The following is a 13,275-nucleotide window of genomic DNA, read 5'->3' on the forward strand; positions in this document are numbered from 1 at the left end:
CCAACGGCAACGGGCGGCGTGTGGGTGGGCATCCCCCGCGCCGAAGGCGCGGCAGGCCGACGGACCCCGGGACACCCCGAAACAAAACCCCACCCCCGCCGGAAGCGAACCACCACCCCCGCCGGAGGCGAACCGCCCCCCGGCAGGGGGCCGCGTCACCCCTCCGCCAAAGGCAGCAACGCCGGAAGGCGACCGTCATGCGCCAAGGCCACCTCCGTGCGGGCCGGAGGGACCGCCCCGTACAGCGTCGTGCGCGGACGCGCAGGCCGACCCGCCGACGCCGCGATCGCCTCGAGGTCCGCGATCGTCCGGTGGGAGCCGTACGCCGAGCCCGCCATGCGCGAGATCGTCTCCTCCATCAGCGTGCCCCCCAGGTCGTTCGCCCCCGCCCGCAGCATCGACGCCGCCCCGGAGGGGCCCAGCTTCACCCAGCTCGTCTGGATGTTCGGGATGTGGGGGTGCAGGAGCAGGCGGGCCATCGCCGTCACCGCCAGGTTGTCCCGGTGCGTGGGGCCGGGGCGGGCGATCCCCGCGAGGTACACGGGAGCGTTCGTGTGGATGAACGGCAGCGTGACGAACTCCGTGAAGCCCCCCGTCTCCTGCTGCAAAGAGGCCAGCAGCCGGAGGTGGCCCAGCCAGTGTCGGGGCTGGTCCACGTGGCCGTACATCATCGTCGAGGAGGAGCGCAGGCCCAGCGAGTGCGCCGTCGTCACCACCTCCACCCACGTCGACGTCGGCAGCTTCCCCTTCGTCAGGATCCAGCGGACCTCGTCGTCCAGGATCTCCGCCGCCGTTCCGGGGATCGAGTCGAGCCCCGCCTCCTTGGCGGCCGAAAGCCACTCCCGGATCGACATCCCCGTCCGCGACGCCCCGTTCACCACCTCCATCGGCGAGAAGGCGTGGACGTGCATCCCCGGCACCCGGTCCTTCACCGCCCGCGCGATGTCGAAGTACGCCGTCCCGGGGAGGTCCGGATGGATACCCCCCTGCATGCACACCTCCACCGCGCCCACGTCCCACGCCTGCTCCGCGCGGTCCGCGACCTGCGACAGGGACAGCGTGTACGCGTCGGCATCCGTGCGGCGCTGGGCGAAGGCGCAGAAGCGGCAGCCCGTGTAGCAGACGTTCGTGAAGTTGATGTTCCGCGTGACGATGTACGTCACGTCGTCACCGACCACATCCCGGCGCAGGGTGTCCGCGATCCCGCACAGCGAGTCCAGCGCCGCACCGTCCGCGTGCAGCAGCGTCAGCGCCTGCGCGTCCGACAGCCGCTCCGGGTCGTCCGCCGCCTGCGACAGCGCCGAGCGCATGTCCGCGTCCAGCCGCGACGGCACCATCCCGGGCGCCGCCGCCTCACGGAGGGCCGACCAGTCGCCGTACACCGAGTCGAAGTCCTCCCGGCGGTCCGCCGTACGGCCCTCCGTGTCGATCGTCCGGTGCAGGTCCGTACGGCCCGACGCCTCGAAGCCGCCGTCCGGCTCCTGCCACGGGAGGCCCTGCACCGGGGCGTCGGACAGAGCGAGTCCCGTCAGAGGGTCCGCCAGCGCCGTCACGTGCGGCAGCAGGCGCGGGTCCAGCCAGGGCTCGCCCCGCCGGACGAACTCCGGGTACACGCACAGCCGTTCACGCAGCGAGAAACCGGCGTCCGCCGAGCGCGCCGACAGTTCCTCGATACGCGGCCACGGGCGTTCGGGGTTTACGTGGTCGATCGTCAGGGGAGACACCCCGCCCCAGTCGTCGATCCCCGCCCCGATCAGCCGGCCGTACTCCGCGTCCACGAGGTTCGGCGGAGCCTGGATACAGGCCGACGGTCCCATGATGTGACGGGCCACCGCGATCGTCGCCACCAGGTCGTCCAGCTCCGCGTCCGGCATGCCGCGCATCGCGGTGTCCGGCTTGGCGCGGAAGTTCTGGATGATCAGCTCCTGGACGCCGTGGTACGCGCGGGACACCCGGCGCAGCGCGAAGAGCGAGTCCGCGCGCTCCTCGTACGTCTCGCCGATGCCGATCAGCAGCCCGCTCGTGAACGGGACGGACGAGCGGCCCGCGTCCTCCAGGACGCGCAGGCGGACGGCCGGTTCCTTGTCCGGGGAGCCGTAGTGCGGGCCGCCCTTCTCGCTCCACAGCCGGGTCGCCGTCGTCTCCAGCATCATGCCCATCGACGGGGCGACCGGCTTCAGCCGCTGGAAGTCCTGCCAGGACAGGACGCCCGGGTTGAGGTGCGGGAGGAGGCCCGTCTCCTCCAGGATGCGGATCGAGATCGCGCGGACGTACGCCAGGGTGTCGTCGTAGCCGTGCGCCTCCAGCCACTCCCCGGCCTCCGGCCAGCGGTCCTCCGGTTTGTCGCCGAGGGTGATCAGCGCTTCCTTGCAGCCGAGCGCGGCGCCCTTGCGGGCGATGTCCAGCACCTCGTCCGGCGACATGAACATCCCGTGCCCGTCCCGCCGCAGCTTGCCGGGGACGGTGACGAACGTGCAGTAGTGGCACGTGTCGCGGCACAGCCGGGTCAGCGGGATGAACACGCTCTTCGAGTACGTGATGACGCCCGGCCGCCCCGCCGCCTCGAGTCCCGCGTCCCGCACTCTCGCCGCGGACGCGCACAGGTCGGTGAGATCGTCGCCGCGCGCCCGCAGCAGCACGGCGGCCTCGGCGGTGTCCAGGGCCACCCCGTCACGGGCGCGCCGCAGCGCGCGGCGCATGGCGTTGGCGGTGGGCGGTGTGGAGGTCATCGTCCGAGGATACGGCGGCGTCCTCGAGCCTCCCGGGGGCGGGCCGTCAGCCGCCCGCGTCGTAACGGAGGACGGCCGGGCGGGTGAAGCCCTTCCTGCCCGTACGGCCGATGCTCGCGGCGGCCAGGACGTGGCGGGTGCCGGGGACGTGCGCGAGCTGCGAGGGGTACACGCGCTGGGTGCGGTCGCCCTTCGAGAGGGTGGGGTAGTGGCCGAGGACCAGGGGCGGTCTGCCGATTTTCGACGGCTTCCCCGCGCCCGCCGGCCAGTGCCACCAGCCGAGGGCGACCGCTCCGCCGGCGCCGTCGGAGGTGACGCTGTCGTTGAACGACGTCTGCCGGGGTATGCCGGGCAGTTGCGTCCAGCGGACGCCGTCCCAGCGCAGCAGGAGGGTCTCTTCGGGCGGTTCCACGATGTCGGGGTCCTCGCCGTGGTTGTACGAGTGCAGGCCCATCGCCAGCGCCTCGCGGGGGCCCACGGCGGCGACCGTCCGCAGTCCGGTGGCCTCCTCCGGCGGGGCGGGCTCCGGGTACGTGAACGACGGCGTCTTCGTCAGCTCCCAGGTGCGGCCGTCCCAGTGCATCGCGGCGGCCTGCGGCGTCCCCTCCGTCACCGCCTCCGTGCCGACGGCCCAGACGTCGTCGGGGGCGCTGCCCGCGACCGCGTCCACCCAGATGGGGAGCTTGTGTTCGGTCCAGCGCGCCCCGTCGTACCGCCACACGCTCCGCCGTTGGTTACTCATCGCCCAGACGTCGGTGGGGCCGACGGCGGTCCGGAAGAGAAGGCCGGGCGGTAGGTCGACGGTCCGCCAGCGGGCGCCGTCCCAGTGGGCGCCGCCCGCCCCGGTCAGCGCGAACAGCCATACGTCGTCGGGTGCCGACGCCCCCAGCGACAGGGCGTTCTCGCCCCGGGCGGCCGTCATCGCCGGGGGCAACTGCTCCGGGCGCCAGCCGTCCGCGTCGCGGTGGAGCAGCGTGTACGCGCCGGTGTGCTCCATCTCCAGCGCCCAGGCCTCGTCGGCGGACACGGGCACGACGTGCTGGATGCCGGCCGAGCGGGACTCGCCGGTGTAGTCCAGCCGCCAGGCGGAGGGCGGGGGCGCCTTCTTCTCTTTGCGTACGGGCGGCTCCGCCGAATCGCACGCCGCCAGCAGGACGGCGGGCACCGCCGCCAGCAGCGACCGGCGGCGTATCACAGGAACTCCGCGTACGAGTCCAGCGCCCGCAGCACCTCGTCCGGCCCCGCCGCCGGGAGCTGGACGATCACCTCCCCGACCCCCAGGTCCGCGAAGTGCGCCAGCTTGCCCGCCGAGGGGCGCACGGCGTACGGGACGACCGTGAGGTCCTTCGCGTCCCGCCCCGCCTCCTCCCATGCCGTACGCAGCAGCGGCAGGGACTCCGTCAGCCCGCCCCCGCCGATCGGCAGCCAGCCGTCCGCGTGCTCCGCGATGTGCGCGAACAGCCGCGGCCCCGCAGCCCCGCCGAGCAGCGTGCGCGGCCCGTACAGCGGACCGGCGGGAGTCTCACGCGGGGCCTGCACCGGCTTGGGGTGGGCCTCGCTGGCGCGGACGGCGCCGAACGGGCCGTCGTACGCCGTGGGCTCCGGCGCCCACAGCGCGCGCATCAGCGCCAGGCGGTCGCGGCCGAGCCGGCGCCGGGTGCGCCAGTCGACGCCGTGGTCGGCGGCCTCCTCGACGTTCCAGCCGAAGCCGACGCCGAACGTGAAGCGGCCGCCGGAGAGGTGGTCGAGCGTGGCGACCTGCTTGGCCAGGACCACCGGGTCGTGCTGGGCGATCAGCGTGATGCCCGTACCGAGGCGCAGGCGTTCGGTGACGGCCGCCGCCTGGGCGAGGGCGGTGAAGGCGTCGAGCGTGCGTCCGTACTCGCGCGGCAGCGGCTCGCCCATCGGGGCGGGGGTGTCGCGGCTGACGGGGATGTGGGTGTGCTCGGGGAGGTACAGCGCGTCGTAGCCCCGCTGCTCCAGCTCGCGCGCCAACGGCACCGGGCGGACGGTCTCGTCGGTGAGGAAGATGGTCACGCCGATCCGCATTGCAGGGCCTCCACAGGTCGCGCCGTCGCGTCGGGCCGCCCACTCTGCACGGCCGGGGCGCAGATTTCCAATGGCCCGCGGGTGGTGTCCCCCAGCGGTGCGGGGGCGACGGATCCGGCATGATCGGCGGCTCGCGTACGCTGACCAGGTGTTCGAGACACGGCGCCTCCCGTAGCAGGGGCGCCGCGGGGGTCACAGTGGTATCCGGCGGGACCGCCGGGGCAACCCCGTCCGTACTCCGGCGGTCTCACCAACCACAGGAGGGGAACCACGGGGGCTCCCCCGGACGGGAGTACCCAGGTGAAGATCGTCTTTCTGCTCAACAACGCCTACGCCCTGGGTGGCACCGTCAAGGCCGTCTTCCACCTGGCCACCGCCCTGTCCGACGACCACGACGTCGAGATCGCCTCCCTCCGCCGCCACCGCGCCAAGACGACCTTCGCCCTCGACCCACGCGTCAAGCTGCACCCCCTCGTCGACGACCGCAAGGGCAGCGACGACCGCGCCGACCCGCTGTACGCCTCCCCCTCCCGCCGCTTCACGGAGGCCGACCGCACCTGCCGCCAGTACACCGCGCTGCACGACGCGCGGGCGGCGGCATACCTGACGGACTGCGGCGCCGACGTGGTGCTGGGCACCCGCGCCGGGATCAACATCCACCTTGCCCAGTACGGCCCCGCCGACGCCGTCCTCATCGGCCAGGAGCACCTCCACCACGACGGCTACGGCTACCGCCTGTGGTCCCGGATGGCCCGCAGCTACGCGGCCCTGGACGCCGTCGTCACCACCACCGAGGCCGACGCCGCCGCGTACCGTGTCGGGATGCCGCTGGCCGGCGCGCATGTGACCTCCGTACCGAACATCGTCCCCGCCCCCTCCACCACACCGTCGCGCGGATCGGCCAAGGTCATCGCCGCGGCCGGGCGGTTCATCCCGGACAAACGCCACGATCTGCTGCTGCACGCCTTCGCCCGGGTGGCCCGCCGGCACCCCGACTGGGAGCTGCGGATCTACGGCGAGGGCGCCGAACGGGGGCGGCTGGAGGCGCTGGTGACCGAGCTGGACCTGACGGGGCGGGTGCGGCTGCCCGGCGTGCTGAGCCCCATCGAGCCGGCGTTCGCGGAGGCGTCGCTGGTCACCGTGACGTCCGATGTGGAGCCGTTCGGGATGACGATCGTGGAGGCGATGGGGGTGGGCGTGCCGGTGGTGAGCACCGACTGCCCGCTGGGTCCCGGCGAGATCATCCGCGACGGGCACGACGGGCGGCTGGTCCCCGTCGGGGACGCGGAGGCGCTGGCCGCCGCGCTGTCGCAGCTCATCGAGGACGAGCCGGCCCGGCGCGCGATGGGCGCGGCGGCCCTGGACAGCGCCCGCCGCTACGAACCCGCCCCGATCGCCGCCCGCTACTCGGACCTGTTCACCGACCTCGCCGCCCGCCGCCGGGGCCGCCGCAGACCGCCCGGGCGGACGGCGTATCTGCGCAAGGCGGCACCGCGGTTCGTCCGGGCGGCGGCCACGCGGGTGCGGCCCTCGTAACGGGGTGCCCAGGTGGGAAACAACACATGATCACGTCGTGAATCCGCCGACTGGCACAGCAATACGTACGTATCGGGACGGCAACCGTCCGGAAGGCGTGCTGACGAAACCGCTCCCGGCAGGGCAGACTGATCCGATGCGGAATGCCTCGGGGAGGGGGACGGCCATGACCGGGCACAGAGGTGGTACGAACGGCGAAGGCCACCGGGGCGAGGCTGCGACGCACGACGGTGAGCTGACCTTCTCCGTCCTCGGCCCGGTACGGGCGGAGCGTGGCGGGGAGCAGCTCGCCGCCGGATCGCCGCAGCAGCGCGCCATGCTCGCCGCACTGCTGCTGCGCAGTGGACGTACGGCCACGGCACAGGAGTTGATCGACGCCCTGTGGGGCGAGGAGCCGCCGGAGAAGGCGACGGCGACGATCCGTACGTACGCCTTCCGGATGCGCAAGGCGCTGGGCACGGACGCGCTGCGGTCGGAGGCCGGGGGGTACTCCGTCCCGCGCGCTGCCGGGAGCCTGGACACCGAGCGGGTCGATGCACTGGCCACACAAGCGGAACGCGCCGCCGCCGAGGGCGACATCGCCCGCGGGCGCGCGCTGTACGCGAAGGCGCTGGCGCACTGGGACGGCGAGCCGCTGGCCGGCATCCCCGGCCCGTACGCGGAGACGCAGCGGGTGCGGCTGGCGGAGCTGCGGCTGACGCTGCTCGAACACCGGGTGCAGCTGGACCTGAAGGCCGGTGGGCACGCGGACGTCGTCGCGGAGCTCACCGCGCTGACGGCCACCCATCCGCTGCGGGAGCGGCTGCGGGAGCTGTTGATGCTCGCGCTGTACCGCAGCGGGCGGCAGAGCGAGGCCCTGGCCGTGTACGCAGACACCCGCCGCCACCTCGCGGGCGAGCTGGGCGTCGACCCGCGGCCCGAACTCACCGAGCTGCAGCGGCGGATCCTCCAGGCCGACGAATCCCTCGCCGCCCCGGCGGAGGCGGACGTCGCGGCGCCCCGCATCCTGACCCCGGCCCAGCTGCCCGCGACCGTCGCGGACTTCACGGGCCGGCAGGAGTACGTGGAGCAGCTGTCGAAGGAACTCGCCACCGCCGAGGGCTCCGTGATGGCCGTCTCGTCCGTCTCCGGCATAGGCGGGGTCGGGAAGACCACCCTCGCCGTCCACGTCGCCCACGCCGCCCGGGACCACTTCCCGGACGGCCAGCTGTACGTGGACCTGCAGGGCTCGGGCTCCCCGGCCGAACCCGGCGCGGTACTGGCCGCGTTCCTGCGCGCGCTGGGCACGCAGGCCTCCGCGATCCCCGAGGGCGTCGCCGAACGCTCCGCCCTCTTCCGCTCCACCCTCGCGGGACGGCGCGTCCTCACCCTGCTGGACAACGCCCGCGACGCCGCCCAGGTCCGCCCGCTGCTGCCGGGCACGGAGGGCAGCGCGGCGCTGGTCACCAGCCGGGGCAAGATGATGGACCTGGTCGGGGCGCACCACGTCGACCTGGACGTGATGAACCCGACGGAGGCGCTGGACCTCTTCATCCGCATCGTCGGCGAGGACCGCGTCGCCCCCGAGAGGGACGCGGCGATGGACGTCGTCGGCCGCTGCGGCTACCTCCCGCTCGCGATCCGGATCGCCGCCTCCCGCCTCGCGTCGCGCCCCACCTGGACGGTGTCGACCCTGGCGCGCAAGCTGGACGACGAGCACCGGCGGCTGGACGAGCTGCAGGTCGGTGATCTGGCGGTGAAGGCGACGTTCGAGCTGGGCTACGGGCAGCTCCTGCCGGAGCAGGCGCGGGCGTTCCGGCTGCTGAGCCTCGCGGACGGGCCGGACATCTCGGTGCACGCGGCGGCGGCCGTGCTGGACCTCGATCCGGAGGCGGCGGAGGATCTACTCGAGACGCTGGTCGACACCTCGCTCATCGAGTCCGCGGCTCCCGGCCGTTACCGCTACCACGACCTGGTCCGGTTGTACGCCCGCGGCTGCGCGGAGCGTGACGAGCAGCCGCCGACGGAGTGCGCGGAGGCGTTGTCGCGGTTGCTGGACTTTTATCTGGCTACCGCCGCGGGCGCGTACGCGCTCAGCCGACCCGGTGACCGGCTGCCCCACCACGTGGGGCCGTTCGGGCGGCCGGGGCTCACGTTCGCAGACAGCACGGCGGGGCAGAACTGGCTGTTCACGGAGGCAGACTGCCTGCTGGCCGCCGCCCGGCAGCACACCCGGGACGGTGCGCTGGGGCGGGCAGTGAACCTGCTGCTGGCGACCAACGACCTCGCCGAGTCCGGCACGTATTCCGACCAGTTCTTCCAGGTGACCACACTCGCGCTGGAGACCGCTCAGCACACGGGCGACGCCCGCACTGAGGGCCGCGCACACACGGAACTACTCCTCGCCCACAGCTTCTCCGGACGCTTCGAACAGGCTGACGCCCACGCCCAGCGGGCGATGCTGCTCGGCCGCGCCTGCGACGACATCTACGTCTGCGGCGTCGCGGCCAACAACCGCGGGATCGCCTGCTTCGTGCTCGGTCGGCGCGAGGAGGCCGGCGAGTATCTGCAAACCGCGCTGGAGGCATTCCGCGAGGACGGCAACGTCCCCGGCGAGGCAAGCGCGCTCAGCAACCTCTCCCGGGTGTACGTCCACACCGGCCGGATGGACGAGGCAATCCGTCTCGCCGAACAGTCGGCTGAGATCCACCGGCAGCTGGGGTCGTCGCTGCGGATGGCCAACGGCATGTACGCACTCGGCATCGCTCTGACGGGCGCCGGACGCGCGGACGAGGCGCTCGTCCGGCTGGAGGAGGCGCTGCAGGTCTTCCGGGCCAACCGGATGCACCTGTGGCACGGGATGACACTCCTGCGGATGGCCGAGGCCCACCTCCGGACGGGTCGGCCCGCGGACGCGGCGGCCGGCGCCGACCAGGCCCTCGCCCGGCTCCAGGGCATCGGCGGCGACTGGCACCGGGCACAGATCCTGGTCGTCCTCGGCCGGGCGCTGGAGCAGGTCGGCCAGCCGGGCCGGGCCCGGGCCTGCTGGACCGAGTCGCTGACCATCTACGAGCGGATCGGCGCAGCGGAGGCCGTGGAGGTGAAGGGGCTGCTCACGCCGCTGGCGACGGGCTGATTCCGGGGTGCTCGGGCCTCCGGCGCCGGGAGTGGACGAAGGCGTTCATCAGTCGTTTATCGTGATGCGTCATGCTCATATCCAGCAGCCCGTCACGCCGGGGGGTAGGGCGAAGCTGCTGCAGGTCGCAGGGGGACACCGTCGAGGTGAGCGACCGCCGAATGCCCGTCCGGCAACCCGCGGGGGAGTTGCTGGGCGGGCGCCCGACTTGTTCGACACACCGCTTATGAGGAGTACGGCTATGGCCGATGAGAAGGAACCGGTGTACGGGACGGACGACCACTACATTCCGGCGCCTCCCGCGGAGGAAGAGCCGACGAAGGAATCGATCGCGCCGACCGTGAAGCCGGACGACGACGGGGACATCAAGCCCCTCGATCACTACATTCCCTGAGCACGTAACACCCGGGGGACGGGCCGGCCGCGGCGACCAGAGGGGGGTCGCCGCGGCCGGCCCTTTTTCGCGTGCCATGGCCCCAGGGTGCATACGTAACAAACCGGGCGTAGCGTCGGAACTGGAGTGGGCCTACAGGGCCCCGACCGAGCTATCCGGAGGCGAGCGGGACCATGTCGGACAACGCGGCATCCACGATGCGCTACGTCATCGGGTCGGCCCTGGCCCTCCTAGGAGCGGCGGCCGCCGTCTACAGCCCCTTCCGTCCGTGGTACGACGGCCGCCTCGGGCGGCAATACGGTGTCGACGACATCTTCGACGGCATCACCGGCGTGCATTCCTCCCTGATGGCGTCGGTCTTCCTGCTGATGCTCGCCGCCGCCGTCGTCGCCCTCGTCGGCATCGTGCTCAGATCGCGGCTCGCGATCCTCCTCGCCGGGCTCATCGTGCTGGGCACCGCCGTGCTGTGGATGATCCGGCAGAGTCAGGTCTCCGACGGGCTGGTGGTCGGTGCCAGCGGCGAGAGCCTGGGCATCGGCGTCGCCAACGCCTTCGCCGGTGCGGCGCTGTTGCTGCTCGGCGCCGCGGTCATGGGCCGCAAGGAGAAGGCCGTCGCCGTCGGCAGGCACCGGCGCGGGGACACCACGTACGAGGCGCCCGTGGGCCGACGTACGGACGAGTGGGCGGACGAACCGGTGGAGAGCACCGGGCCCCGTCCGATGGCACCGACCGCGCAGACGCACGCCCCGCAGACGCAGACCCCGCAGCCCTCCGACACCCGCCTCATCGGCGTCGCCCCCGTCCGCGAGCCGGAGCACGAGCCCGTGCCGGACAACGTGGTCCGCCTCCCCGACGGCATCCGCCGCGTGGACACCAGGCGCGAGGGCGAGCCGGACTGGCGGCAGACCGCCGACGGCGGCGCCCCGGAGACCGACCGCCGGGACGCCGCGTAGGTCAGCTGCCCGAGCGCCCCGTCCCCTCGGCGGCGTCCAGCGCGTACACGCAGCGGTCCTTGCTGCAGGCGTACACGACCCCCCGGTCCACCACCGGCGACCCCGTGATCTCGCCACCGGTCTCCAGCTTCCACCGCAGCTGACCGCCCACCGCGTCCACCGCGTACAGCCAGTGGTCGGCCGAGCCGAAGTGCACCCGTCCGTCCGCCGCGACGGGGGCACCGATCAGCTCACCGCGGGTGGCGAAGCGCCACTTGGGCGTCCCGGCCACCGCGTCCAGCGTGTACAGCGCCGACCCCGAGCCGACGTGCACCGCGCCGCCCGTGACCAGCACAGGCTCGATGGAGTTACGCGCCTCCGTGGCGATCCGCCACCGCTCGCGCCCGTCGGCGGCGTCCAGCGCGTACACCGTGCCGAGGTAGTCCGCGAGATACACCCCGCCCCCGCCCACCGCCGCCCCCGGCGCGAACGCCGGCGGACACAGCATCACGGCCGGCGCCTCGAACGACCACCGCAGCATCCCGTACGCCGCGTCCAGCGCGAACAGCCGCTTCCCGGCCGCCACATACACCGCCCCGTCCGCCGTCGGCAACAGCCGCACCGGCACACCGCCGCACGCCGCCGCGTCACCCACCGGGTACGACCACCGCTCGGCGCCCGTGCGCGCGTCCAGCGCCCGCAGCCGGCCCTCCCCGCACACGTACACCGAGCCGCCGTGCACGACCGGCCCGGCCTCCTGCGTCTCGAAGTCCGACTGCGCCCCGCCGATCTCCCACAGCGACTCCCCGGTCAGCGCGTCGCGCGCCTGCACGCCGCCGCCGCGGGTCCCGGTGACGACGACGCCGCCGTCGACCTTCAGCGCGTACACCCAGCCGTCCGTGGCCCGCCGCCAGCGTTCGACGCCGTCGGTGGCGTCCAGGGCGTAGAGGCTGGGGCCGTCGGAGGCGTGGATCCTGCCGTCCGCCACGGCCATCGACCACGCGACCTCACGGGTCTTGAACTGCCGCCGCCCGCTGGCCACATCCAGCGCGTGCACCTCGAACGACGTCACGTACAGCAGGTCCCGGACGACCGCCGGGGTGCCCCATACATCGTTGGACATCCGGAACCGCCAGGGCCGCCAGCCGCCCCGGGGCTTGGTCTCGTCCGGCTCCGGGCGGGCCTGCGGGAGCGACGTCTGGACGCCGCCGCCCGGCGGGCGGACCCAGCCGGCGACGGGATGCGCGTCGGGAGTCATCCGCAGCCGTGCCGCCGTCGCGTCCTTCACCCGGGGGCCGGGGCCGATGGGGACCGCGGCGCCCGCGAGGCGCACCACGCCGCCGGGCTCCTCCACGGCGACGGGCGCCGGGGGCTGCTGCACCTGGACGGCGGAGGCCGGGGGGTGGCCGGGCATGGGCGGGGGCTGGACGGGCGGCTGGTGGGGGTGGACGCCGTTGGGCTGAAGGTGCGGGCCGCCCATGGTCCGGCCGCCGCCCCGGCGCTTCTCTATGAGCTCGACGGCGGGCAGCGGCAGCCACGCGGACGCCGTGCCGGTGTCGTCGTCCTGCCCGGAGCTGAAGAGGTGCGGCGCCAGCTGCGACTGCAGCTCCGCGGGGCTCGGCCGGTGCTCGGGCGACATCTCCATGCACGCCTCGATGAGGGGACGCAGCTCGTCCGGCAGGCCCTCGAGGTCGGGGCCCTCGCGCAGCAGCATGAACACCGTCTCGACGGGGTTCGCGCCGTGGAAGGGGGCGTGGCCCGTACCGGCGTACACGAGCGTGGACCCGAGCGAGAACACGTCGCTCGCGCCGGTGACACTGCGCGAGTCGCGCGCCTGCTCCGGGGACATGTACGCGGGGGTGCCGACGGCCACGTTGGTCATCGTGAGCCGGGTGTTGGACACCCCCGAGGCGATGCCGAAGTCGATCACGCGCGGGCCGTCGTCGACGACGAGCACGTTCGACGGCTTGAGATCGCGGTGCACCAGCCCCGCCCCGTGGATCGACTGCAGCGCCTCCGCCATGCCCGCGGCCAGCCAGCGCACGGCCTGCGGCGGCATCGGCCCGCACTCGCCCACGATCTCCTCCAGGGAGGGCGCGGGGACGTACGCGGTGGCGAGCCACGGCACGGCGGCGCGCGGGTCGGCGTCCACCACGGCCGCGGTGTAGAACCCGCTCACCGAGCGGGCCGCCTCCACCTCGCGCGTGAAGCGCACCCGGAACAGCTGGTCCTCCGCCAGCTCCGTGCGCACCGTCTTGATCGCCACCCGGCGGCCGGACGCCGAACGCGCGAGATAGACCAGGCCCATGCCGCCGGCACCGAGCCGGGCGAGCACTTCGAACGGGCCGATCCGTCTCGGATCGTGCTGCGTCAGCTGCTCGACCACTTCCCTGCCACCTCCCCGTCGGGGCTTCGTACCCGATCCGATACGGACAACCCCCGTGCAGCCTCTCATTGTGGGCGCGCAGCCGTCAGTCCCGGGGGCGTCCGCGTGTTCTTTCCCACCTGGGGCCACCCGGG

The 13,275-nt window shown here is 73.5% G+C and carries 8 protein-coding genes; 4 read left to right on the top strand and 4 right to left on the bottom strand.

Annotation, left to right across the window (positions count from 1 at the left end):
- Positions 1-155: 155 nt before the first annotated feature.
- The 3 genes from SRB5_RS15535 to SRB5_RS15545 are packed head-to-tail and all read right to left on the bottom strand — an operon-like array spanning position 156 to position 4,778.
- Positions 156-2,729 (bottom strand): bifunctional FO biosynthesis protein CofGH, encoded by a 2,574-nt coding sequence (locus SRB5_RS15535; protein ID WP_153452577.1) that lies wholly within the window; start codon positions 2,727-2,729, stop codon positions 156-158.
- 46 nt (positions 2,730-2,775) lie between these two features.
- Entirely contained in the window at positions 2,776-3,924 is a 1,149-nt protein-coding gene (locus SRB5_RS15540; RefSeq protein ID WP_153452578.1) for a hypothetical protein, read from the bottom strand.
- Positions 3,921-4,778, bottom strand: coding sequence for a TIGR03619 family F420-dependent LLM class oxidoreductase (locus tag SRB5_RS15545; protein WP_153452579.1), 858 nt, complete (start codon positions 4,776-4,778; stop codon positions 3,921-3,923). Before SRB5_RS15545 ends, SRB5_RS15540 begins: the two co-directional genes overlap by 4 nt.
- A 300-nt stretch (positions 4,779-5,078) precedes the next feature.
- Between SRB5_RS15545 and SRB5_RS15550 the strand changes: the two genes are divergently transcribed.
- From SRB5_RS15550 to SRB5_RS15565, 4 genes are all read left to right on the top strand, one after another.
- On the top strand, positions 5,079-6,314 hold the full coding sequence (locus tag SRB5_RS15550) for a glycosyltransferase family 4 protein (protein ID WP_323377963.1): 1,236 nt from the start codon (positions 5,079-5,081) through the stop codon (positions 6,312-6,314).
- A gap of 166 nt (positions 6,315-6,480) precedes the next feature.
- The gene (locus tag SRB5_RS15555; protein ID WP_153452580.1) at positions 6,481-9,429 is read left to right on the top strand and encodes an AfsR/SARP family transcriptional regulator; all 2,949 of its coding nucleotides are present in this window, start codon (positions 6,481-6,483) and stop codon (positions 9,427-9,429) included.
- A 241-nt stretch (positions 9,430-9,670) separates the two neighbouring features.
- Positions 9,671-9,823 (top strand): hypothetical protein, encoded by a 153-nt coding sequence (locus SRB5_RS15560; protein WP_153452581.1) that lies wholly within the window; start codon positions 9,671-9,673, stop codon positions 9,821-9,823.
- Positions 9,824-9,996: 173 nt separating this feature from the next.
- A complete protein-coding gene (locus SRB5_RS15565) occupies positions 9,997-10,776 on the top strand; it encodes a hypothetical protein (protein ID WP_153452582.1) in 780 nt (259 codons plus the stop codon).
- A gap of 1 nt (position 10,777) precedes the next feature.
- On the opposite strand, the gene SRB5_RS15570 is transcribed toward SRB5_RS15565, so the two are convergent.
- Complete coding sequence (locus SRB5_RS15570) at positions 10,778-13,141, bottom strand: serine/threonine-protein kinase (RefSeq protein ID WP_323377965.1); 2,364 nt, start codon at positions 13,139-13,141, stop codon at positions 10,778-10,780.
- Between the last annotated feature and the right edge of the window lie 134 nt (positions 13,142-13,275).

Origin of the sequence: Streptomyces smaragdinus, from assembly GCF_009604385.1 — a bacterium.
In the GTDB taxonomy this organism is placed as follows: domain Bacteria; phylum Actinomycetota; class Actinomycetes; order Streptomycetales; family Streptomycetaceae; genus Streptomyces; species Streptomyces smaragdinus.